Annotated in this window: 20 protein-coding genes; 8 read left to right on the forward strand and 12 right to left on the reverse strand. The window is 68.1% G+C overall.

Translation table 11 applies throughout. The features are described from left to right. Window positions 1-109: 109 nt before the first annotated feature. Window positions 110-1,012 carry a succinate--CoA ligase subunit alpha gene (gene sucD, locus QMA07_RS02070; protein ID WP_290159627.1) on the reverse strand — a complete coding sequence of 301 codons (903 nt, stop codon included), beginning with the start codon at window positions 1,010-1,012 and terminating at the stop codon, window positions 110-112. Window positions 1,013-1,039: 27 nt separating this feature from the next. Next, window positions 1,040-2,206 (reverse strand): ADP-forming succinate--CoA ligase subunit beta, encoded by a 1,167-nt coding sequence (sucC, locus tag QMA07_RS02075; RefSeq protein WP_290159629.1) that lies wholly within the window; start codon window positions 2,204-2,206, stop codon window positions 1,040-1,042. A 168-nt stretch (window positions 2,207-2,374) separates the two neighbouring features. On the opposite strand from sucC, the gene QMA07_RS02080 reads away from it, so the two are divergent. Together QMA07_RS02080 and QMA07_RS02085 are read left to right on the forward strand one after the other, a co-directional pair. Further along, window positions 2,375-3,037: a TetR family transcriptional regulator gene (locus tag QMA07_RS02080; protein ID WP_290159630.1), complete on the forward strand. Its 663-nt coding sequence runs from the start codon at window positions 2,375-2,377 to the stop codon at window positions 3,035-3,037. A gap of 79 nt (window positions 3,038-3,116) precedes the next feature. After that, window positions 3,117-4,352, forward strand: coding sequence for an acyl-CoA dehydrogenase family protein (locus QMA07_RS02085; protein ID WP_290159632.1), 1,236 nt, complete (start codon window positions 3,117-3,119; stop codon window positions 4,350-4,352). Window positions 4,353-4,379: 27 nt separating this feature from the next. On the opposite strand, the gene QMA07_RS02090 is transcribed toward QMA07_RS02085, so the two are convergent. After that, a complete protein-coding gene (locus QMA07_RS02090; protein WP_290159633.1) occupies window positions 4,380-5,264 on the reverse strand; it encodes a helix-turn-helix transcriptional regulator in 885 nt (294 codons plus the stop codon). A gap of 123 nt (window positions 5,265-5,387) precedes the next feature. Here QMA07_RS02090 and QMA07_RS02095 point away from each other — a divergent pair, with 123 nt between their 5' ends. Next, window positions 5,388-6,332 (forward strand): SDR family oxidoreductase, encoded by a 945-nt coding sequence (locus QMA07_RS02095; protein ID WP_290159634.1) that lies wholly within the window; start codon window positions 5,388-5,390, stop codon window positions 6,330-6,332. Window positions 6,333-6,341: 9 nt separating this feature from the next. On the opposite strand, the gene QMA07_RS02100 is transcribed toward QMA07_RS02095, so the two are convergent. Then, on the reverse strand, window positions 6,342-6,827 hold the full coding sequence (locus QMA07_RS02100) for a hypothetical protein (RefSeq protein ID WP_290159636.1): 486 nt from the start codon (window positions 6,825-6,827) through the stop codon (window positions 6,342-6,344). A 41-nt stretch (window positions 6,828-6,868) separates the two neighbouring features. Here QMA07_RS02100 and QMA07_RS02105 point away from each other — a divergent pair, with 41 nt between their 5' ends. Together QMA07_RS02105 and QMA07_RS02110 are read left to right on the forward strand one after the other, a co-directional pair. Beyond that, window positions 6,869-8,320: an NAD(P)/FAD-dependent oxidoreductase gene (locus QMA07_RS02105; protein ID WP_290159638.1), complete on the forward strand. Its 1,452-nt coding sequence runs from the start codon at window positions 6,869-6,871 to the stop codon at window positions 8,318-8,320. A gap of 51 nt (window positions 8,321-8,371) precedes the next feature. Further along, window positions 8,372-9,415, forward strand: a complete 1,044-nt coding sequence (locus QMA07_RS02110; protein WP_290159640.1) for an ATP-dependent DNA ligase — start codon at window positions 8,372-8,374, stop codon at window positions 9,413-9,415. Window positions 9,416-9,418: 3 nt separating this feature from the next. Here the strand turns inward: QMA07_RS02110 and ligD are convergent, their stop codons facing one another. The 4 genes from ligD to QMA07_RS02130 form a co-directional block, all read right to left on the reverse strand. Next, entirely contained in the window at window positions 9,419-10,471 is a 1,053-nt protein-coding gene (ligD, locus tag QMA07_RS02115; protein ID WP_290159642.1) for a non-homologous end-joining DNA ligase, read from the reverse strand. Between the two features lie 40 nt (window positions 10,472-10,511). Then, window positions 10,512-11,642: an SseB family protein gene (locus tag QMA07_RS02120; protein WP_290159644.1), complete on the reverse strand. Its 1,131-nt coding sequence runs from the start codon at window positions 11,640-11,642 to the stop codon at window positions 10,512-10,514. A gap of 26 nt (window positions 11,643-11,668) precedes the next feature. Beyond that, the gene (locus QMA07_RS02125) at window positions 11,669-14,122 is read right to left on the reverse strand and encodes a UvrD-helicase domain-containing protein (RefSeq protein ID WP_290159646.1); all 2,454 of its coding nucleotides are present in this window, start codon (window positions 14,120-14,122) and stop codon (window positions 11,669-11,671) included. Between the two features lie 157 nt (window positions 14,123-14,279). Further along, window positions 14,280-17,123 (reverse strand): lamin tail domain-containing protein, encoded by a 2,844-nt coding sequence (locus QMA07_RS02130; RefSeq protein ID WP_290159648.1) that lies wholly within the window; start codon window positions 17,121-17,123, stop codon window positions 14,280-14,282. 199 nt (window positions 17,124-17,322) lie between these two features. Here QMA07_RS02130 and QMA07_RS02135 point away from each other — a divergent pair, with 199 nt between their 5' ends. Next, window positions 17,323-17,718, forward strand: coding sequence for a YccF domain-containing protein (locus QMA07_RS02135; protein ID WP_290159650.1), 396 nt, complete (start codon window positions 17,323-17,325; stop codon window positions 17,716-17,718). 22 nt (window positions 17,719-17,740) lie between these two features. Here the strand turns inward: QMA07_RS02135 and QMA07_RS02140 are convergent, their stop codons facing one another. Then, window positions 17,741-18,727 carry a glycerophosphodiester phosphodiesterase family protein gene (locus QMA07_RS02140; RefSeq protein ID WP_290159651.1) on the reverse strand — a complete coding sequence of 329 codons (987 nt, stop codon included), beginning with the start codon at window positions 18,725-18,727 and terminating at the stop codon, window positions 17,741-17,743. Window positions 18,728-18,814: 87 nt separating this feature from the next. Here QMA07_RS02140 and QMA07_RS02145 point away from each other — a divergent pair, with 87 nt between their 5' ends. Beyond that, entirely contained in the window at window positions 18,815-19,726 is a 912-nt protein-coding gene (locus tag QMA07_RS02145; RefSeq protein ID WP_290159652.1) for a Bax inhibitor-1/YccA family protein, read from the forward strand. A gap of 160 nt (window positions 19,727-19,886) precedes the next feature. Next, the gene (locus QMA07_RS02150; RefSeq protein ID WP_140036394.1) at window positions 19,887-20,159 is read left to right on the forward strand and encodes a GlsB/YeaQ/YmgE family stress response membrane protein; all 273 of its coding nucleotides are present in this window, start codon (window positions 19,887-19,889) and stop codon (window positions 20,157-20,159) included. Window positions 20,160-20,235: 76 nt separating this feature from the next. On the opposite strand, the gene QMA07_RS02155 is transcribed toward QMA07_RS02150, so the two are convergent. The 3 genes from QMA07_RS02155 to QMA07_RS02165 form a co-directional block, all read right to left on the reverse strand. Beyond that, on the reverse strand, window positions 20,236-21,525 hold the full coding sequence (locus tag QMA07_RS02155) for an RNA polymerase sigma factor (protein ID WP_290159655.1): 1,290 nt from the start codon (window positions 21,523-21,525) through the stop codon (window positions 20,236-20,238). A 1-nt stretch (window position 21,526) separates the two neighbouring features. After that, complete coding sequence (locus tag QMA07_RS02160; protein ID WP_290159657.1) at window positions 21,527-21,952, reverse strand: YciI family protein; 426 nt, start codon at window positions 21,950-21,952, stop codon at window positions 21,527-21,529. A 113-nt stretch (window positions 21,953-22,065) separates the two neighbouring features. Next, complete coding sequence (locus tag QMA07_RS02165; RefSeq protein WP_290159659.1) at window positions 22,066-23,004, reverse strand: L-lactate dehydrogenase; 939 nt, start codon at window positions 23,002-23,004, stop codon at window positions 22,066-22,068. Window positions 23,005-23,081 lie beyond the last annotated feature (77 nt).

Consider the following 23,081-nt stretch of genomic DNA (forward strand, 5'->3'; position numbering starts at 1 on the left):
GGCGGATGCGAGCTGCATCCGCCCCTCTCTTCGTGTCGGGGCGCATCTCGCCCGGGCATGAAAGAAGGCCCCGGAGTGGAGTCCAGGGCCTTCTCCTCGATTATAGCGCTTAGAGCGACTCGACGATCTCACGCATGAGAGCGGCGGTCTCGGACGGCGTCTTGCCGACCTTGACGCCGGCGGCCTCGAGGGCCTCCTTCTTCGCCTGAGCGGTGCCTGCCGAGCCCGAGACGATGGCGCCGGCGTGGCCCATGGTCTTGCCCTCGGGAGCCGTGAAGCCCGCGACGTAGCCGACGACCGGCTTGGTGACGTGTGCCTTGATGTAGTCGGCCGCACGCTCTTCCGCATCGCCGCCGATCTCGCCGATCATCACGATCGCCTTGGTCTCGGGGTCGGCCTCGAACGCGGCCAGCGCGTCGATGTGCGTCGTGCCGATGACCGGGTCGCCACCGATGCCGATGGCGGTCGAGAAGCCCAGGTCGCGCAGCTCGAACATCATCTGGTAGGTCAGGGTGCCCGACTTCGACACGAGACCGATCGGGCCCTTGCCGGTGATGTTCGCGGGCGTGATGCCGACGAGCGCCTCACCGGGGGTGATGATGCCGGGGCAGTTCGGTCCGATGATGCGGGTCTTGTTGCCCTTGCTCTGCGCGTAGGCCCACGCCTCGGCCGAGTCCCCGACGGGGACGCCCTCGGTGATGACGACGAGCAGCGGGATCTCGGCGTCGATGGCCTCGATCATCGCGTCCTTCGTGAACGCACCCGGCACGAAGGCAATCGACACGTCGGCGCCGGTCTCCTTCATGGCCTCGGCCACGGATGCGAAGACGGGGAGCTCGACGGCGTTGCCGTCCTTGTCGGTGTGCGAGACCGTGGTGCCGGCCTTGCGGGCGTTCACGCCACCGACGACCTGGGTGCCGGCCTTCAGCATGAGCGCCGTGTGCTTGGTGCCCTCGCCGCCGGTGATGCCCTGGACGATGACCTTGGAATCCTTGTTGAGGTAGATCGACATTTCTTTAGTCCTTGTGTCTCTCTGCGATCAGGCGTTGGCGAGTTCGGCGGCCTTGTCGGCGCCCTCGTCCATGGTGCTGGCGAGCGTGACGAGCGGGTGTGCGTACTCGGCGAGGATCGCGCGACCCTCGTCGACGCGGTTGCCGTCGAGGCGCACGACGAGCGGCTTGGAGGCTGCGCTTCCGAGGGTCTCGAGAGCACCCTTGATGCCGTTGGCGACGGCGTCGCACGCCGTGATGCCACCGAAGACGTTCACGAACACGCTCTTGACCTGCGGGTCGCCGAGGATGACGTCGAGTCCTGCGGCCATGACCTCGGCCGAGGCGCCGCCGCCGATGTCGAGGAAGTTGGCGGGCTTGACGCCGTTGTGGTTCTCACCGGCGTAGGCGACGACGTCGAGCGTCGACATGACGAGTCCTGCACCGTTGCCGATGATCCCGACCTCGCCGTCGAGCTTCACGTAGTTCAGACCGCTCTTCTTGGCCTTGGCCTCGAGCGGGTCGGCAGCGTCCTTGTCCTCGAGCGCTTCGTGCTCGGGGTGACGGATCTCGGAGGCGTTGTCGTCGAGCGTGACCTTGCCGTCGAGGGCGATGATGTCGCCCTCTTCGGTGCGGACGAGCGGGTTGACCTCGACGAGAGTCGCGTCCTCGCCCTTGTAGACGTCGAAGAGCTTGACGAAGACGTCGGACACCTTCTCGACGAGGTCTTCGGGGAAGTTGGCCGCGCGGGCGATCTCGACGGCCTTCGCCTTGTCAATGCCGGTCAGCGGGTTGACCTCGACGCGTGCGAGCGCCTCGGGGCGCTCGACCGCGAGCTCCTCGATCTCCATGCCGCCCTCGACCGAGCAGAGGCTCAGGTAGGAGCGGTTGGCGCGGTCGAGCAGCACGGAGAAGTAGAACTCCTCGGCGATGCGCGCACCCTGCGCGACCATGACTCGCTTGACGACGTGGCCCTTGATGTCGAGTCCGAGGATGGCCTTGGCGGCCTCGTACGCCTCTTCGGGGGTCTTCGCGACCTTGACGCCGCCGGCCTTGCCGCGACCACCGGTCTTGACCTGGGCCTTGACGACGACGACTCCGCCGATCTTCTCAGCGGCTGCCTTCACCTCCTCGGGGGTGTCGGCGACGATGCCGGCGAGAACCGGCACTCCGTACTTCTCGAAAACGTCTCGTGCCTGGTACTCGTACAGATCCACTGTGGTTCCTTCACTGGGCTGCTGTCTGGTAATTCTCTCGATGTCGAGACATCGACCAGTCGCCCAGCCTACTACCTCGAACTGAACGCCTGACAGACGCAAGCGGGGCCCTGTCTCCCCATGACGACCACAACCATGTCGACCGCAGCCGAGGTCTAGGCTCGTCCCATGCACGAATCCGCAGAACTGCGCACCGGCGTCGTGGCCGCTGCACTCGAGCTCTTCGCATCGCAGGGCTTCGACCAGACCTCCGTCGAGCAGATCGCGAAGGCCGCAGGGGTCTCGCGTTCGACGTTCTTCCGCCAGTTCGGCGGTAAGGAGGATGTCGTCTTCGCAGATCATGAGGTTCTGCTCGAGCAGCTGCGGACGTTCCTCGGTGAGGGACATGACGACCCTTGGGGGGCGGTGTGCGCTGCATCCGAGTCGGTCTTCGCCCACTTCGCACACGACCCCGAGCTCGCGCGTCGGCGCTATCAGATCGTGCGCCAGGTGCCGGTGCTCCGTGAGCGCGAGATCATCACGGTGTTCCGGTACGAGCGGCTGTTCGACGACTACCTGCGCAGCTCCCTTCCCGGCATCGATCCTCTGGACGCCGTCGGATTCTCGGCTCTCGTCACCGCGGTGCACAACCATGTGCTCCGACAGCTGCTGCGCGGCAAGAAGAAGGTGCCGCTCTCGACGCTGCAGACGGCCCTCGCCGACGTGCGCCGCCGCTACGGCGTGCCCTCGGAGACTGCCACAGAGGCGCCGGACGACGTGGTCGTCGCCGTGTTCCCCCGCTCGATGCCGATCGCAGAGGTCACGCGGCGCCTGCGCACCCAGCTCGACTGACCGCGTCTGACTCCGACCTCACGGAGTCGTGGAACCGAGTATCGAGGAGTACGATACCTGGTGTCACGAAGGAGTCACCATGAGCACCACAGCCTCCCCCCTGCCCGGCGAGCGCGTGTCGTCGTACGACATCACCGGACGACAGGACAGCGACTACTACGCCGTCTTCGCCGACATCCCCGAGGACGATCGCGCAGCCTGGGATCGCGCCAAGGCGTACATCGACGAGGTCGGACCGCAGATGGCGGATGCCTGGGACCGTGCCGAGTACCCGCTCGACGCCGCTCGCCGCATGGGCGAGATGGATCTGGTGGTCGACGGCATCGATCATCCGTCGCTCACTCGCCTCTCCCCTCTCGCCGCCGGACTCGTGAACATGGAGATCTCCCGCGGTGACGGCTCGCTCGGCACCGTGCTCGCCGTGCAGGGCGGACTCGCGCTGCGCACTCTCGCCCTCTTCGGTTCAGCCGAGCAACAGGAGAAGTGGCTGACGGCGCTCGCCCACGGCTCAGTCTTCGGCTCGTTCGCCCTCACCGAACCCGACCACGGATCCGACTCCGTCTCGCTCGAGACAGTCGCGCGCCGCGATGGCGACGACTGGGTGATCCGCGGGGCGAAGAAGTGGATCGGCAACGGGGCCTCGGGCGGCATCACGTTCGTGTGGGCCCGCGTCGATGACGAGACGGCCGCGGAGCACGGCGCCGTGCGGTGCTTCCTCGTCGAACAGGACACCCCCGGCTACACCGGGACGCCGATCCGGGGCAAGGCGTCGCTCCGAGCCATCCACCAGGCGCACATCGAGCTCGACGACGTGCGCGTGCCGCTCGACTCCGTGCTGCCGGGGACCAAGAGCTTCAAGGACGCGTCGATCGTGCTCTACGCGACCCGTTCCGGCGTCGCCTGGTCGGCTCTCGGCCACGCGACCGCGTGCTACGAGGCGGCACTCGCCTACTCGACGCAGCGCATCCAGTTCGGCAAGCCGCTGGCCAAGTTCCAGATGGTGCAGGAGCGCCTCACCCACATGCTCGAGGACCTCACCGCGATGCAGCTCTACTGCCGTCGCCTCGCAGACCTCGAGACCGCCGGCGCGCTGCGCCCCACCCAGGCGTCATTGGCGAAGTTCCACAACACGCGCGCCGCACGGCGCGTGGCAGCCGTCGCCCGCGATCTGCTCGGCGGCAACGGGATCCTGCTCGAGAACGGCGTGATGCAGCACATGGCCGACATCGAGGCGATCCACACCTACGAGGGCACCGAGAGCGTGCAGGCGCTGCTTCTCGGGCGCGACATCACCGGGATGAGCGCCTTCGTCTGATCCTGCGCGGCGGGCGCCTGTGACGGATCAGCCGTCGGACTTCCCGCCCGAGGCGGACGGTGCGGGATCGCCGGCGAATCTCTGATGACCGATCACCGAGAGAAGCCGTAGCTTCTCCTGGCTCTCGCTGCCAGGCGCCGCAGTGTAGACGAGCAGGGAGTGCGACTGCTCCGGATCGACGAGCGTCTGGCACGCGAGCTCGAGCCTCCCGAGCTCGGGGTGCATGAAGCGCTTGGTGGCGCCGGGGCGAAGACCCACCTCGTGCGTCTTCCAGATGCGTCGGAACTCCTCGCTCCGGTCGGTCAGAAGCTCCACATAACGCGCCGCTCGAGATCCTGGGCCCCGACGAGCGGCGATCTCGCGCAGCCCCGACACCCACAGCCGGGAGAGGAACGGATGGTCCTCCGGGTCGTAGATCAGCCGGGCGGAGGGGTCGGTGAACCATCGATACCCGATGCTGCGCGAAGGTCCGCGGAGTCCGACGAGATCTCCCACCAGGGCACTGCCCAACGGGCTCTGACGCAGAGTCTCACCGAGTTCGGTGACCACCTCGGCGGGAGTGTCGTGCAGTCGATCGAAGATCCGCAGCATCCCCGGGCTCACATGGTCGCTCTCGGCGCCTCGCGCCGGCGGCGTGTGACCGGCGAGGGCGAAGAGATGGTCTCGCTCTGCCAGTGAGAGGTGCAGTCCCTGGGCGATCGCCGCCACCATCTGATCGGAGGGCTGGGGTCCGCGTTCCTGTTCGAGCCGCGCGTAGTAGTCGGTCGACATGTGGCACAGCGAAGCCGCTTCCTCCCGTCGCAGGCCGTCGGTGCGTCGCCGCTCTCCGCGGGCGAGCCCGACATCCTCGCGTTGCAGCGCCTCGCGCCTCGTCCTCAGGAACTCCGCGAGCCCCCGTCGGTCCACCGCCATGCGCTTCTCCCGCCGTCGTCTCTGTTCTACCAGCCGACTCCCGCGCGATCCACGGATCGACGATCCCTGGTTCGCCCGGCGCACACGGGAGAGCATCGGAGCCGACGAGGAAGAGGAGAGAACATGCCGCGCAAGAACGCAGAACAGACCATCCCGCCGTTGCACGGTGCGCGCGCAGTGATCACCGGAGCAAGCGACGGAATAGGCATGGGGATCACCACCCGTCTCGCCGCCGCGGGCGCGGAGGTCGTGATGCCCGTCCGTAATCGAAGAAAGGGCGAGGCGGCGATCACTCGCATCCGTGAGACGGCTCCGCACGCACGCATCTCGCTGCGGGATCTCGATCTCTCGTCACGCGACTCGATCGCCGCACTCGCCTCGACTCTGCGAGACGAGGGAGTGCCGATCGGCATGCTCATCAACAACGCCGGAGTGATGACGCCGCCGGACCGCAGAACCACGGCGGAGGACTTCGAGCTGCAGTTCGGCGCCAACCATCTGGGGCACTTCGCACTCGTCGGACGGCTGCTCCCCCTGCTCGTGGCCGGCGAGGCCAGGGTCGTCTCGCAGATCAGCATCGCGGCCGACAGCGGCGGCATCAACTGGGGCGACCTTCAGTGGGAGCGCTCGTACAACGGGATGCGCGCCTACAGCCAGTCCAAGATCGCGTTCGGAATGTTCGCGCTCGAGCTTCAGCGACGCGGCGAGGCCGAGGGATGGGGCATCACCAGCCTGCTCTCGCATCCCGGGGTCGCACCGACGAACCTGCTGGCCGCGCAGCCGGAGCTCGGCCGCGCGACGCAGACGGCGGCACGCCGCGTGATCGACGCGCTCTCACGCCGGGGCGTGATCGTCGGCACCGCCGAGTCCGCAGGACTTCCTGCGCTCTACGCGGCGACCTCAGCGGATGCCGTCGGCGGAGGATTCTACGGGCCCTCGGGGGTCGGCCACCTCGGCGGCCCGCCCGCGCCCCAGAGGCTCTACTCGCGGCTGCGAGACGCGACGTCGGCACGGAGGATCTGGGACGTGTCCGAGACGCTCACCGGGGTGCGCTTCGAGGCGCGGTGACCGCGGGCGTCAGTCGCAGCCGCAACCGCCGGCCGGCGTCTTCACCATGAAGCAGACGTCGCACACGCCGTAGTCGCGCTCGCTCGTCTTGGTCGCACGCTCGGCCCTCGGGGCCGCCGCGGCTCGAGGCGTCGCGGTGCGCTTCGCCTTGACCGGAGCGATCGGTCGGAACTCGCTCGGGTGCGTCACGAAGAAGTACGGAGCACGGCCTTCGCTCGGCCGCAGACGCAGGGGCGTCGAACCGACGACGACGACCTCGTCTTCGGTGAAGCCGTTGGTGTAGGTCTTGCCGATGTGCAGCGAGGCGCCATCGCCGCGGCGGATCGCCTCGATGTACCGGCCTCGGTCGATGTAGGACGAGATGCCGACGGCATCCGTGATCGCCGCGATGAACTCATGGTTCTCTTCGGCGATGCGGTGCGCTCGGAGCGCCTCCGCGAGGGTTCGATACGGACGGGAGTTGCCTGTGGGGGTCGGGCCCTGAACTTCATTCATTTCCTCAAGGATCTCACGCCCGGGCATGGAAGACTGGCCGAATGGCACGCGCGACGATCATCGGCTCCGGACCGAACGGCCTGGCGGCGGCCGTGACCCTCGCCCGTGCAGGCTACGAGGTGCGCGTCCTCGAGGCGGCGGACACCATCGGCGGCGGCGTCCGCACCGCCGAGTCGACGCTCTCCGGCTTCCGCCATGACGTCTGCGCCGCGGTTCATCCGGCTGCGCTGTCGTCGTCGTTCTTCCAGGCGTTCGGCCTTGCCGAGCGGGTCGACTGGATCCACCCCGACATCTCTTACGCGCACCCGCTCGACGGCGGCAGAGCCGGCATCGCCTGGCGCGACATAGAGCGCACCGCCGCGGCGCTCGGTGCCGACGAGCGCGCCTGGCTGTCGCTTCTGCGCCCGCTCAGCACGCATGTCGAGGGTGTCGTCGACTTCACCGGCAATCAGATGATCCGGGTTCCCCGCGAGCCGATCACGGCTCTCCGATTCGCACTGCGGATGCTCGATCAGGGCACGGCCCTGGCCCGACGCACCTTCCGCACCGAGGAGGCCGCCGGTCTGATGTCGGGCGTCCTGGCGCACGCGAACACCCCCCTCCCCTCCCTCGCCGGTGCCGCCGCCGGACTGCTGCTGGCCGCGCAGGCGCACGCGGGCGGATGGATGTACCCCCGAGGCGGCGCGCAGAACATCGCCGACAGCATGGTCGCCGACATCGAGGACAATGGCGGATCCGTCGAGGCAGGCACGCACATCACCGACCTGGCGGCGCTCGACTGGGGCGACCCCGCCCGCGGCGATCTGCTGATGCTGAACACGTCGCCCCGGCTCACCCTCACCCATCCCGACATCCCCGCGTCGTACGCGCGGGCGATCCGCAGCTACCGCTACGGCCCGGCTGCCGCGAAGGTCGACTTCGCTCTCGACGGACCCATCCCCTGGACCAACGCCGAGGTCGGGCAGTCGCCCACCGTGCACATCGGTGGATCAGCGGCGGAGATCTGGGAGAGCGAGAACGCCGTGGCCCGCGGTCGGATCAGCGATCACCCCTATGTGCTGTCGGTGCAGCCGTCGGTCTTCGATCCCAGTCGGGCGCCCGAGGGCAAGGCGGTGCTGTGGGCATACATCCACGTGCCGCAGGACTCCGACCTCGACGCCACCGAGCTCATCACCCGTCAGGTCGAACGGTTCGCACCGGGGTTCCGCGATCTCATCCTCGCCCACCACTCCGTGCCCGCGTCGTCGCGCGAGGCGGTGAATCCGTCGGAGATCGGCGGCGACATCCTGGGCGGTGCCTTCACCATCCCACAGGCGCTGCGCAGACCCGTGCTCGGCACCGCGCCCTGGCGCACACCGATGCACGGCGTGTATCTCGCTTCGGCGTCGACCCCGCCGGGCCCGGGTGTCAACGGCATGGCCGGGTGGCACGCCGCCCGAACGGCGCTGAAGGATGCGGGCACCCGCGTGTCGCTCGGCGACCTGTTCGGCTGACGCCCCGAAGTCGCCCTTCTGCCGCGGCGCCGCCGACGCCAGGATGGATCCATGCGCTACGAGATCCCCTCACCGATGCTGGCGAAGGCGGCAGCATCCGTCCCGGACCCTGCGAAGGCCGCCGGCGGACTGCTGTTCGAGCCCAAATGGGACGGATTCCGTGGACTGATCGCCTGGGACGGCGACAGCGTCGAGATCGGCTCTCGCGGGGCGAAGCCGCTGACCAGGTACTTTCCCGAGCTCGTCGAAGCCATCCCCCGGCTGCTGCCTGGCCCGTGCCTGCTCGACGGCGAGATCGTCGTCGCCACAGGCCCGGCGGGCGCGCAGCGGCTCGACTGGGAGGCGCTGAGCCAGCGCATCCATCCCGCGGCCTCGCGAGTCGCCAGGCTGGCAGCCGAGACACCGGCGATGTTCATCGCGTTCGACCTGCTGGCAGTCGACGACGAAGACCTGTCGAGCGCTCCGTTCGCCGAGCGGCGCGAGCGTCTGGAGACGCTGATGGCCTCGGTCGAGCATCCGCTGCACATCACGCGTACCACCCGCGATCGAGACGCCGCTGTGCGCTGGCTCGCCGAGTTCGAGGGGGCAGGCCTCGACGGAGTGGTGGCCAAGCCCCTCGATCAGCCGTACGCGCCCGGCAAGCGCACCCTCGTCAAGATCAAGCACGCCCGCACGGCCGACGTGGTCGCGCTCGGATACCGCGTGCACAGATCGGGAGCGGGGGTCGGGTCGCTGCTCGTCGGCCTCTACGATTCCGACGGCACGCTCCGGCAGGTCGGCGGCGTGGCAGCGTGGAGCGATGTGCGCCGGAGAGAACTCGTCGAGGAGCTCGACCCGCTGGTGGAGCGCGACGATACAGGCGATGCCGTCACCGGAGAGGGCGAGCGATCACGCTTCAGCGGTTCGAAGGATGTGTCTTTCGTTCGGCTGCGGCCCGAGCTCGTGCTCGAGGTGCGCTACGACCAGCTCGAGGGTTCGCGGTTCCGTCACACCGTGCAGTTCGAGCGTTGGCGGCCCGACCGGGATCCCCGTTCGTGCACCTACGACCAGCTCGAGACCGTCGCCGGATACGACCTGGCCGCGGTCATAGGCTGAGTCTCACCCGTCGATCGGATCGCCGTTCGCGTCCCAGTTGCCTTCGACCTTCTTGCTGGGCTGCACACGTGGTGGCTCCCCCGGCATCTTCGGGAACTCGGGTGGGAACGACAGCTCACCCAGGCCCGCCTCGAGGTCACGCTCCCACCACTCCAACAGCGTGTCGATGCGACCCGGGTCGTCTTGCTTACCCGCCCAGGGGTCGCCGACCTCATCGAGTCGTCTCGGAATGCTGCGCACGGTGAACTCCGCGGGGTCGAGGCCGTCGAGTTCGTCCCAGTGCACCGGCGTCGAGACAGTGGCTCCGGCGAGAGCCCGAGGACTGTAGGCGCCGGCCATCGTGCGATCCCGGTTGGCCTGGTTGAAGTCGATGAAGACCCGCTCCCCTCGTTCTTCCTTCCACCAGCTCATCGTGACCTGCTCGGGCATCCGTCGCTCCAGCTCTCGGCCGGCCGCGATCACGGCGTGCCGCACGTCGAGGAACTCGTGCGTCGGCTCGATCGGGGCGAACACGTGCAGCCCGCGATTGCCACTGGTCTTGACGAACGCGTCGAGACCGACCTCGTCGAGCACCTCCCGCAGCGCGTGTGCGGCGAGGACGGCATCGGCGAACCCCGTCCCCGGCTGCGGGTCGAGATCGATCCGCAGCTCGACCGGGTTGTCGGGGTCGGAGGCGAGCGACGCCCACGGGTGGAACACGATCGTGTTCATCTGCGCCGCCCAGACGATCGCGCTGGGTCGGTTGAGCACGATCTGCGGATGCCGACGCCCGCTGTTGTAAGTCACCGTGACGGCGTCCACATAATCGGGCGTGCCCTTGGGCGGGTTCTTCGAGAAGAAGCCGTCGCTGCCGAGCCCGTCGCGGAAGCGCTCGAGCGAGACGGGACGGTTGCCGTTCGCCTCGAGGAACGGGGCGCTGACGAGCTGGAAGTACTCCGCGAGCTCGGCCTTCGTGATGCCGTCCTTCGGCCACACCACCCTGTTCGGGCTGGACAGCACGACCTCTCGCTCCCCATCAGGATCGATGACGGTCAGGGGCACGCGTTCTGAGGCCATGTTCCGACCCTAGGGGGCGTATGCGACGCGCGGAAGCCCGTCAGTCGTCGATGTCGACCGCCAGGATCAGCACGGACGTGAGCGCGTCGCGCTCGACCACGACGCTGGGCCCGGCCGGGTCGATGATGACGCCGGCCATGTCGATGTGGCTGGACAGGATCTTCGCCAGCTGCAGCGGCTCGAAGGGCAGCGGCCGATCGCCTCGTCCGAGCGCGAGCACCTCGAGCGGGTGCGAGAACAGCTGGAGGAATCGCTTGCCGTCAGGAGTCTGCGCCTCGGCGATGCCGACCTGTCCCCCGGGGTTGCCCTCATTGACGGCGACCCACATGCGCTTCGTCGCGAGCGCCTCACCGACCTTCGAGGCGGTGTCCTGCTCCCGCGGGGCGGCGATCAGCGACTTGACGGTCATGTCGACATCCGCCTGCTCGAGGGTCTTCTGCAACAGCTCGGTCGGGAACACCACGCGGTGCGGGGCGGAGGCGTTGTCGACGATGAGGCCGGCGAAATCACCCGAGACCACCTGCTGCAGAACCGAGGTGACGGGTTGGGCGACGGCCGAGGTCGCGGTCGGGTCCTTCTCGAGCTGCACGGAGTCCCGCACCGCGGCGGCTGAGCTGAACGCCAGCATGAACTGCCGCTCGCCATCGCGCACCACCGCGACCGCGAGGGGCTTGCCTTCGCTGATCTGCGCACGAGCATCGCCGTTCACACGGATGTAGATGTGGCCCTGCAGCGCCTGACGGAGAACTCCGAGAAGCTGCTCGTTGGTCGCGCCCTGCTCGACCTCTTTGAGTGATTCGCGCAGCAGGACGTTGTCCTTCATGCCCGCGACGGTCTCGGTCTGCTCGGGCGGCAGCGCAGGCGCCAGCGGCAGCTTGCGTTCGGGCTCGGCCACGGGAGCAGGTGCGGGGGCTGCGGATGCAGGGGCGGCGGCCGGCGCGGATGCGGCGGGAGCCGCGTCCGGGTCGGGCAACTCCACCTCGGGTCCGGCCTGCGCGCCCACGCCGCGGAATGCCTGCACGGAGATCCCGATCGTGGGTGTGACTTCGGTGGCCTCGGGGGATGGCTCAGCGACGTCCGGGGCGTCGACGGCGGATTCCACGGTCTCGGTCTCGGTCTGGTCGGCGACGGCGTCGTCAGCGGACTTCTTGCGGCGGGAGAACAGGGCCATATCAGCCAGCCTAACCCGCCGACGGGCTAGATCTTCTCGATCGGCGCGACCTTGATCAACAGCTTCTTCTGGCCGGCGGAATCGAAGCGCACGTGCGCGATGCGCTTGGCCCCCTCGCCCGTCACCGCGTCGACTCGTCCCTCACCGAAGTCGGAGTGACGGATACGATCGCCGGCGGCGAGCTCGAGGTCGCCGTTGTCGCGCATCTTCGCCGTCACCCGGTTGGGGAACTTGTCCATCGCTGTCGACAGAGGCTTGAGCGAGTCGCGTCCTGGCAGTTGCTTCACGCCGAACCGGTCGCTCGAACCGGAGCCGCCGAACCCGCCGCCCCTGCGTGCATTGAGCGCGCGGGACTGCATGCCGCCTCGGGAGTTGACGTCGCCTGGCGACTGGCGCCAGTCGATGAGCCCGGCGGGGATCTCCTGCAGGAAACGGCTGGGCATCGCTACCGAGACTTCTCCGAACTGGGCTCTCGTCATCGCCAGCGACAGGTGCAGACGCTTGCGTGCGCGGGTGATGCCGACGTAGAAGAGCCGACGTTCCTCCTGCGGGCCGCCCGGCTCTCCGGCCGAGATGCGGTGCGGGATGAGATCCTCTTCGACGCCGGTCACGAACACCGCGTCGTACTCGAGGCCTTTCGCGGTGTGCATCGTCATCAGCGACACCGAACCCGACTCGTCGTCGAGGTCGTCGGCATCGGAGACGAGGGCGACCTCCGTGAGGAAGTCGACGATCGTCCCGTCGGGATTGTTGCGTGCGAAGTCTCGTGCGACGGCGACGAACTCGTCGAGGTTCTCGACGCGCGCCTCGTCCTGAGGGTCGCGGCTCGCACGCAGCGCGTCGAGGTAGCCGCTCTTCGACAGCAGCACGCTGAGACCGTCGGCGACGGTGGTGGGGGCGGGGACCTCGCCGGAGGCGGGGAGCATGATCTCGGTCGCTTCGGCCAGCACGGCATCGAGCTGGGCGATGCCGGCCTGGATCTTCGGGCCGAAGCCCAACTGATCCGGCACAGAGAGCGCCTGGCGGAACGTGATGTCATGCTCTTCGGCGAAGCGGGCGATCGCCGTCTCGGTGACATCGCCGATCCCGCGGCGGGGCTTGTTGAGGATGCGTCGCACCGCCATCTCGTCGGCCGGGTTCGCGACGGCGACCAGATAGGCGAGGGCGTCTTTGATCTCGGCACGCTCGTAGAACTTCGTGCCGCCCATGATCTTGTAGGGCACGGCCGAGCGGATGAAGATCTCTTCCAGAGCACGGGACTGCGAGTTCGTGCGATAGAAGACCGCCATCTCGGAGTACGGCATCCCGGCACGGTGCAGCGCCTCGACCTCGTCCGCCACGAACTGCGCCTCGTCGTGCTGGGAGTACCCGGTGAAGCCGACGATCATGTCGCCGTCGCCCTTGTCGCTCCAGAGCTTCTTGTCTTTGCGGTCGAAGTTGTTGCCGATCACCGCGTTCGCCGCGGAGAGGATGTTCTGGGTCGACCGGTAGTTCTGTTCGAGCAGCACGACGCGCGCTCCGGGGAAGTCGCGCTCGAACTCGCTGATGTTGCGGATGTCGGCCCCGCGGAAGGCGTAGATGGACTGGTCGGAGTCACCCACCACGGTGAGCGAAGCGCCCGCGAGCTCGGGAGTGGTCTCCGGCTCGAAGATCATCATGCCGTTCGAGGCATACGGATCTGGGCTCTCGCCGCTTACCGGTCGCGTGAGTTCGTGGATGAGCGCGTACTGGGCGTGGTTCGTGTCCTGATACTCGTCGACGAGGACATGGCGGAAACGACGGCGGTAGGTGTCGGCGACCTGCGGGAACGCGCGGAACAGGTGCACCGTCTGCCCGATCAGGTCGTCGAAGTCGAACGCGTTCGCCTTCTGCAGCTGACGCTGGTAGTCGGCGAACAGCTCGACGAAGATCCGCTCGGCCGGGTCGCTCATGTTCGCCTGGCGCGCGTAGGCGTCGGCATCCGAGAGCTCGTTCTTGAGCTTCGAGATGCGCGACTGCACGGCACCAGGGGTGAGCCCGTAGGCGTCGGCCTCGTGCTGCTTGACCAGCCGCTTGATCAGCGCGCGCGAGTCACCCGAGTCGTAGATCGTGAACGACTTGGTGAACCCGAACTGCTGGGCCTCGCGGCGAAGGATGCGCACGCAGGCGGAGTGGAAGGTCGAGATCCACATGCCCCGAGCGGCCTCGCCGACTATCGCCTCGACGCGCTCGCGCATCTCACCGGCCGCCTTGTTGGTGAAGGTGATCGCGAGGATCCGACTGGGCCACGCCTCTCGCGCCCTCAGCAGCGAGGCGATGCGGCGGGTGAGCACGCTCGTCTTGCCCGAACCGGCGCCGGCGACGATCAGCAGCGCGGGGCCGCGATAGGTCACCGCCTCGAGCTGCTGCGGGTTGAGGCCGGCGAGGAGGTCGTCCTGTCCCGGCGCTCCGGTGGAGCGGGGGCCGACGGATCCGGGGACGATGAGGGGGGCTTCGGTCATGGCTCTACGAGTCTAGGCCGCGCCACCGACACTGCCGACGGGATGGCGAGTCCGCAGGGACGGTGAAGCGCCGACCGCGTTCGACGACCCCGCAAGAGAAGACGGGCTGGTGCACGAGTCATCGTGCACCAGCCCGTCTTCGTGTCGATGCGTCGTATCAGGCCGAGTGACGACGTCGGCGGGCGACCAGAGCGCCGGCGATGACGAGCACCAGCGCCAGGGCGATCATCGCGACGGGAACCTCGGAACCGGTCGAGGCGAGCCCGTTCGGATCGGTGACGTCGTTCCCGTCGCCCGGGTTCGCACCGGAGTTCTCGCCTGGGTTCGCACCGGGGTTCTCACCCGGGACCTCACCCGGGTTCTCACCCGGGTTCTCTCCGATAACGCCGGGGAGGGTGCCGACGCGCAGCGCCTCCGATGCGAAGCCGTCAGCGAACCACCAGACCGCACGCTCACCGTCGACAGACAGCGAGGCCGGAGCCGTCGCGAATCCCTCGTTGTTGATGTCCGGCATTCCGGCGGGGCGGGCGAAGTGCGCGAGCCCCGGCTGAGCCGTGCCGTTCAGGGTGATCTGCGCGGACTGCCCCTGGCAGCCGTCATCGCAGACCGCCCACAGCACACCGAGGACGCTGTCGTAGTCGAGTGCCATGACCCCGGCGAGACCCGGTGCGATCTCCGAGACCAGAGTCGCCTGACCGTCGGCCCCGAGCGCGAACGCGTACACGTGACCGTTGTCCTCGACCGCCACGAAGAAGAGACCGCCACCGTGACCGGCATAGTCGGCCGGGTCGTACGCCGCGCCGCTGTTGATGTCGAAGAGCGCGCCCTCGAGTGCGCTGTCGGGCACCCACTGCACCGCCTCCATGCCGAGGTTCGCTCCCACGTCCGGCAGCAGCGCGGTCAGATCCCACTCCTGCTCGGCGACGAGATCACCGGCGGAGGCCTCGGGATCGACCTTGAGAAGGATGTTCTGGTTCACACCCTTTGCGCTGTTGTCTCGCTCCGAGGCGACGTAGACCGCCCCGTCGCCGTCGACGGTGATGCCCTCGGTGTCGGGGCCTGCGGCACCAGGGTCCGAGGCATCCTTCTGGAACCGCACGCGCTTGCCTGATTCCCAGCCGGGGATCTGCGAGAAGGAGCCGTCGGCGTGGGCCTCGAGCTTCCAGATGCGTCCGTCGCCGTTGTCGACGGCCCAGAGGAACGCTCCGTCGGCGGCCTCCTGCACGTCGAGCCCCGAGCTGTCCTCGAGGAAGGTCGGCGCGGTGTCGAGCACCCGGACCTCGGCAGACCCGGGCCAGGGAGAGACCGCGATCTCTCCTGCACAGGTGTTGGCATCGCCCTTCGTGCCCTCCGCGGTGACGGCGAAGGCTCCGGTCACGTCGGGGCAGCGACCCCAGGTGGTCGCGGCATGCCCTGCACCCCAGGTGGTCGAATCGACGAGAAGACCGCCGTCGAACAGACGCACGGTGTCGCCGTCGCCCAGACCGAAACCGAGGTCGGCGCCCTCGACGACGAGGTATCCGCCCCCACCGATCGTCGTGCCGGCCGGGATCGCGTAGGAGTGATTGTCGTCATCGTCCTTCACGACGATGCCGGAGACATCGAGGTCGGATGCCGTCGGGTTGACGAGCTCGACCCAGTCGCCCGGCGAGCCGCCGTCGGACTCGACCTCGTTGATGCGCACGGCGTTGCCGCACGCGTTGGGCTGCCCCTTGGTCGAGACCGCGATGTCGACGAAGTCCCCCGTCCCGTCTGCACAACGGGCGAGGACGCCCGCCGCGTGGGCGTCGTAGACATGCTCATCGACGACGGTGAGGTTCGCGTCGCGCACCGTCACCGTGTCGCCGTTGCCGAGGCCGAAGACGAAGTCCGTCGGCTGATCGAAGACGAAGTACGCACCCGGTTCGAGGACGGTTCCCGCAGGCAGCGGAGTCGTCTCAGCTGCATGGCCGACCGGATCGCCGTCCATGACCGTCCAGCCGGAGAGGTCGACCGCCGTGCCGCCGGCGTTCACGACCTCGACCCAGTCTGTCGAGTCGCCATCGGACTCGATCTCGTTGATGACCACATCGGGCATCACGCACGAGTTCGCGCCGCCCATGGTCGGGTGGGCCAGCACGAAAGCGCCCTCACCGTCGGGGCATCGTGCGAGAGTCGCCGCTGCGGAGTCGCCGTCGATCGCGGCGTGGCCCTCCCACGGAAGCGTGTCGTCGATCTGCGCGCCACCCGCGTCGAACAACCGGATGCGATCGGCGCTGCCGATCCCGATCGGATCGCGGAACGCGGTCTCGGCGCCGTCGACCAGGCCGATCGTCCCCTCGTCGACCACGAGGAATCCGCCCGCGGCGATCTGCGTCCCTGGCAGGAACTGCCAGCGGTGATCGTCTGAGTTGTCGCGGATCTCGTAACCCGAGATGTCGAGTGCGGCGTCTCCGGAGTTGTAGAACTCGACCCAGTCCGCTGGTTGCGAATCGACCTCGTTGATGACGATCGAGCCGCCGACAGGGGCGTCCGGGGCGAACACGTTGGCCGCACCCTTCGTGGACTCGCCGGTCTCCGCCCACTCGACGGCGCCTGCGACCTCGCGAGCACCCCAGGTCACCGCGGCGTGAGCGGTCCAGGAGGTCTCGTCGACGAGCGTCCCGCTCTGGTCGAACAGACGAACCTGGTCGTCCTTTCCGAGACCGAAGGTGAAGCCGTCGGCGCCGGTGCCCGCCTCATCGAGCACGAGATGGGCGCCGGGTTCGACGAGCGATCCTGCGGGGAACGCATACGACTCGTCGTCGCCGTTGTCCCTGACGACGAAGCCGCTCAGATCGATGACGGCGTCGGAGGTGTTGACGAACTCGATCCAGTCTCCGGGAACACCCCCGCTGGATTCGACTTCGTTGATGCGGATGCCGAGTTCGGCTCCGGTGGCGGCGAGGGGCGCGGCGAGCAGAGCGGCTGCGCTGAGCGCGCAGACCGTCGTGACCGCAGCCGCGGATTGCAGGCGGGACATGGGGCTCCTGGGGGATCAGACGGGTATCAGTCCACATCAGCGATGCCGCATGGCCGCCCGACGGCCCGCAGGTGCACGGATGGTGAACGACCGGTGGCGGTTCGCCATCGACCCGAGACGCGTCCGCCCGGCGGGCGAGGTGCGCGCGGGAGCAGCGCGGACCCGGCGGACACCCAGCCGCCGATGCGAGAATCAGCCGGTGCGCACGATCCTCAACATCATCTGGCTGATCTTCGCCGGCCTCGGTCTCTTCCTCGGCTACGTGCTGGCGGGCATCCTGCTGTGCATCCCGATCGTGACGATCCCCTGGGCCATCGCCTCCTTCCGCATCGCTCGCTACGCGATCTGGCCGTTCGGGCGTGAGATCGTCAGCAAGCCGACCTCCGGGGTCGGCTCGTTCCTCGGCAACGTGCTCTGGGTGATCCTCGCCGGCTGGTGGCTGGCCATCGGCCACATCGTCTCGGGTCTTCTCCTCTGCGTCACGATCATCGGCATCCCGATGGGCATCGCCGACTTCAAGATGGTGCCCGTCTCGCTGATGCCCCTCGGTAAGGAGATCGTGTCGCGTCGAGGCGCGTTCGATCGCACCCTCTGAGGCGCCACCGCCTACCCGACCGTCAGCTGCGGAAGAAGCCCACTCCGAGATCGGGGTGGTCGACGAACACCCCGTCGACGCCCGTGCGGGCGATCACGCCCCACTCCGCCTCGTAGTCGCCGAAGGCGCTCTTGCCCCCCGCGCCGCGGAACTCCGCCGAGAGGAACGCGTTCTCGGGTCGGCACGTCCACGTGAAGACCGTGAGTCCCCGGGCATGCGCGTCGGCGACGATCGAGTTGCCCGGCGTCAGCAGCATCCGCTTGTTCACGCTGATGCCGTCGACCCGCCCCACCAGCCCGTCGAGGCCCTGCGGGGTGACCGTGGCCCTGTAGGTCATGGCATGTGTGCCCTGCGCGACCGAAAGGTCGTAGGGACGCCCGGAGGCCTCGATCAGATAGATGTAGGAGGCGGTGATGCCCCGCACCTGGAGTTCGCCGAGGATGGTCGACTCGAAGCACTCGATGATCAGCGGAAGCCCGCCGTCCGCCCACCCGGAGGCGCGTAGATCGCGCTCGATCAGCGGGGCGAGGTCGAGCCCGATGCTCGCGAAGTAGGTGGCGTGCTTGACCTCGAGCACGACGCCGATCTCGCGCCCGTGCTCGTCGGAGCCCGCTCGTACGATGTCGAGCACGTCGGTGAGCCGCAGGATGGCCTGTGAGCCGTTGAAGGTCGCACTCGACAGCCGTACTTCGGGCAGCCGTTCACGGCTGCGCAACGTCGACAGCTCGTCCCACGTGAAGTCCTCGGTGAACCAGCCTGTGAGAGCCTGACCGTCGACGCGCTTGGTCGTCTTGCGGTCGGCGAACTCCGGATGCTCCGCCACGTCGGTGGTCCCGGAGATCTCGTTCTCGTGCCGCACGATGAGCACGCCGTCCTTCGTGGCGACGACGTCGGGCTCGACCGCATCGACGCCCATCGCGAGGGCGAGTTCGTAAGACGAACGACTGTGTTCCGGACGGTAGCCGGGCGCACCGCGATGCCCGATCACGAGAGGCGATTTCCTGGGCACGCTCTCAGCGTAGGACACCCTGATGACCCTGTATTCCCGGTATCGTGGAGGAAAGCGACCTACAACCACTTTGGAGTAAGGCCCACCATGAGCAACTTCGCCTTCAACAACCCGGCGTTCCAGCAGCAGGACCCGCGAAACGTCGCGACCTACCCGGGTGCCCCGCAGGGCGCTCAGGGTGCGCAGGCCGCGTCGTTCCAGCACGGCACGATGGATGCCGCTGCGAACGCGCAGCTGGAGGGCATGTACGCAGCCCCGCCCGCCGGCGCTATCGAGACCGACCGCATGTCCGTCGAGGACACCGTCTGGAAGACCGCCGGACTCTTCGCCATCCTGCTCGTCACCGCAGCCGTCGGCTGGGTATGGACGCTCGGCGGCCTGGAGCGCAACCCGTATCAGGGCGTCTCGATGATGCCGTGGATCATCGGCGCGCTCGGTGGCTTCGTCCTCGCCATGGTGATCACGTTCACCTCGCGCAAGAAGGTCCGCCCGGCGCTGATCTTCGCGTACGCCGCGTTCGAGGGTCTGTTCGTCGGTGGCATCTCGGCGTTCTTCGAGGCGATCTGGCCCGGCATCGTCATCCAGGCGACGCTCGCCACCGTCTCGGTCGTCGGTGTGACCCTGGCGCTCTTCGCGAGCGGCAAGATCCGCGCGTCGAAGAAGGCGACCAAGATCTTCATGATCGCGATGGTCGGCTACCTCGTCTTCTCGCTCCTCAACCTCGTCCTGATGTGGACCGGCGTCCTGCCCCAGGGCCAGGCCTTCGGTCTGTACAGCGCGGAGATCATGGGCATCCCGCTCGGCCTGATCATCGGCGTCCTGGTCGTCATCATGGCCGCGTACTCGCTGGTGCTCGACTTCGACCAGATCCAGCAGGGCGTGCGCAACGGCGCTCCTCGCAAGTACGGCTGGCTCGGCGCCTTCGGCATCATGGTCACGGTCGTCTGGCTCTACGTCGAGATCCTGCGCATGATCGCGATCATCCGCGGCAGCAACTGACGCGAATCGCTTCACCGAGGCCCGTCTCCCTGTGGGGAGGCGGGCCTCTTTGCATACCTGAGGGCCTCAGCGCAAGGGGTTGGCTGATAATCAGCTGAGAGGGCACCATGGATCACACGAGCCCTGGCACCCCGGGGCTCACGAAACAAAGGAGCTGAACATGAGCTTTCTCGGATTCCTTCTTCTCGGCCTCATCGCCGGAGCAATCGCAAAGCTGATCCTGCCCGGAAAGCAGGGCGGCGGATGGCTCATCACGCTGCTGCTCGGCGTCGTCGGCGCCTTCCTCGGCGGTTGGCTCGGAAGCCTGATCCTCAACCGTCCTCTGACCGAGTTCTGGGACCTCGGTACCTGGCTCCTCGCCATCGGCGGCTCGATCATCGTGCTGCTGATCTACGGTCTGATCGTCGGACGCGGCAGCAAGGCCCGCAGCTGACACACCGCAGTACCTGAACCGCCCTCCTCTCCAGCGTCGCTGGCGAAGAGGGCGGTTCTCTGCGTATGGGTCGTGCTCAGCGCTCGTCGGCCTTGGCCCGCAGCAGAGCCCGCTCTCGATCGTTGCCCGCGAGCGACGCCGCCACGGCGAACTCGCTGCGAGCCTCATCGTCACGCCCGAGCCGCAGCAGCATCTCCGCCCGTGTCGCCGGAAGAAGGTGGTATCCGGCGAGGGCGCCCGAGGATGCGAGCCGGTCGATGATCTGCAGGGCGGATGCCGGTCCCGTCGCCATCGCGACGGCCGCCGCACGATTGAGGTCCACCACGGGCGACGGTGCGATGCGGCCGAGAGCCTCGTAGAGCACGACGATGCGATCCCAGTCGGTCTCGTCGATCGACGCGGCGACCGCATGGCATTCGGCGATGGCGGCCTGCAGACCGTAGGGTCCACGACCTGTGCCGATGGCATCCGCAGCGCGCAATGCCGCGCGCCCGCGCGCGATGCGGCCGCGATCCCAGCGACGACGGTCCTGATCGGCGAGCAGCACGGGGTCGCCGTGCGCATCGACTCGGGCAGGGAACCGTGCGGCAGTCAGCTCCATGAGGGCGATGAGGCTGTGCGCGTCACGCTCGCGCGGCATCAGCGCCGCCAACACGCGTGCGAGTCGGATCGCCTCGAGGCTCAGCTCAGGGCGCATCCAGTCGGGCCCGCTGCTGGCTGCGTGCCCCTCGTTGAAGATCAGGTACAGCACGCCCAGGATCGCCCCCAGCCGTGCCGTGTGCTCTTCGCGAGGAGGCATCTCGAAGGGGATGTTCGCCGCGGCGAGGGTCTTCTTGGCCCGCACGATGCGCTGCTGCACGGTCGCCGTCGGCACGAGGAAGGCCCGGGCGATCTCCTCGCTCGACAGTCCGCCCACGACGCGCAGGGTCAGCGCCACCTGAGCTTCGCGCGAGAGCACCGGGTGGCACGAGATGAAGATCAGTCGGAGCACGTCATCGTCGACGGCATCCGGGTCCCAGGGGGGCGCGTCCGCCGCCTCTGCCTGCTCACGCTCGAGGTCGTGGGCGAGCGCGGCCAGGCGATCGTCCAGCCGTTCACGACGGCGCCAGCCGTCGATCGCCTTGCGCTTCGCCACTGCCGTGAGCCACGCCGCCCCGTTGCGTGGCACGCCGTCGACGGGCCACTGCTGCAGAGCATCCAGCAGAGCCTCCTGCGCGAGATCCTCGGCGAGGCCGAAGTCACCGACCACGCGCGTGAGCGTCGCGACGATCTTCGCCGACTCGATGCGCCACACGGCGGCGACGGCTCGCCGCGCACCGTCGTCGGGTGCGGAGCGAGCCGCCTCGCGGTGCCGAGAGCCGCTCATCTCACTGCTGGGCGCGCTGCGCCTGCTCCTCGCGCCAGCCGGCTTCCTTCTCGATCCACTCGTTGTCGGCCGGGAAATCCGACTCGTCCGTCACGCGCCGCACCTCGAGGAACGAGCCCTTGCCGAGGGGAGCCCGGCTCGCCCACTCCGCTGCCTCTTCACGGCTCGACACCTCGAGGATCCAGAAGCCGTTGAACAGCTCCTTCGTCTCTCCGTAGGGCCCGTCGGTGATCAGCGGCGTCTCTGCGCTGAAGTCGACGACGAATCCCTCGGCGGCGTCACTGAGACCCTCACCGGCAGCCAGCACGCCGGCCTTGATCATCGACTCGTTGTACTTGCCCATGGCCTCGATGACCTGCTCGAACGGCATCTCTTTGTACGCCTCGACCGCGTCGTCGTTCGAGCGCATGATCAGCATGTACTTCATGGTGTTCTCCTCGGTGGTGGGGCCGCCTGTCGACCCTCTCAATGAAGACGTCGAACGCGGATGCCTCAGATCGACATCCCCGCCGAAAAAGTTCTGACTCCGTCTCGACGGGATCAGCCGAGTTCCTCGACCGCCCTGCGGATCGCATCGGCCGAGGTCTGCAGAAGGGCTTCCTCGTGGTCGCTCATCGGCGTCTCGGCCAGCGGGACGGCGCCGACCGCGCCCACCACCGACGGCACCGACAGTGCCACTCCGTGGATGCCGTACTCACCGTCGAGGACCGTCGCGACCGGAAGCACGGCGCGCTCGTCATGCAGCACGGCCTCGGCGATGCGGGCGCAGCTGACGCCGATCGCGAGGTTCGTCGCCCCCTTGCCGCGGATGACGGCGTAGGCGGCGTCGCGCACCTCGATCGCGATGCGGTCGAGCTCGTCGGCGGTGAACGGCTCATCGGCGGGCCAGTCGAGGATCGGCACCGACCCGATCGTCGCGTTCGACCAGAGCGGGAACTCCGTGTCGCCGTGCTCGCCCACGATGTCGGCGTGCACGCTCGCGGTGCTGACGTTCGCGCGATGCGCGAGACGCCAGCGCAGACGTGAGGTGTCGAGCACCGTGCCCGATCCGAACACTCGGTGGGGAGGGAGCCCCGACACGCGCTGCGCGACGACGGTCATCACATCGGCGGGGTTCGTGACGATGATGAACACCGCGTCCGGAGCGCGCTCGACGAGCTGAGGCATCAGCGTCTCGAGCAGCCGTGCGTTGATGCCCGAGAGCTCCATGCGGGTCTGCCCTGGCTGCTGCTTCGCCCCCGCGGTCACCACGATCACGTCGCTGCCCTCGACGACGGCGAGATCGGAGCCGCCGCTCACCGCCGCCGACGTGAACTGCGTGCCGTGCGCGAGGTCGAGCACCTCGGCATCCACTTTGTCGGTCGCGATGTCGTAGAGCGCGACCTCGGCAGCACTCCCCCGGATCAGCGCGGCATAGGCCACGCTCACCCCCACGCTGCCCGCACCGATAACCGTGATCTTCGTCCGCGCCTTGGTCATACGCTCATCCTGCCCGAAATACGGCGAACGGGCACGGACCGTGTTGGTCCGTGCCCGTTCATCTCACCTGAGTGGGA

The sequence above is a fragment of the Microbacterium sp. APC 3901 genome (assembly GCF_030407765.1).
In the GTDB taxonomy this organism is placed as follows: domain Bacteria; phylum Actinomycetota; class Actinomycetes; order Actinomycetales; family Microbacteriaceae; genus Microbacterium.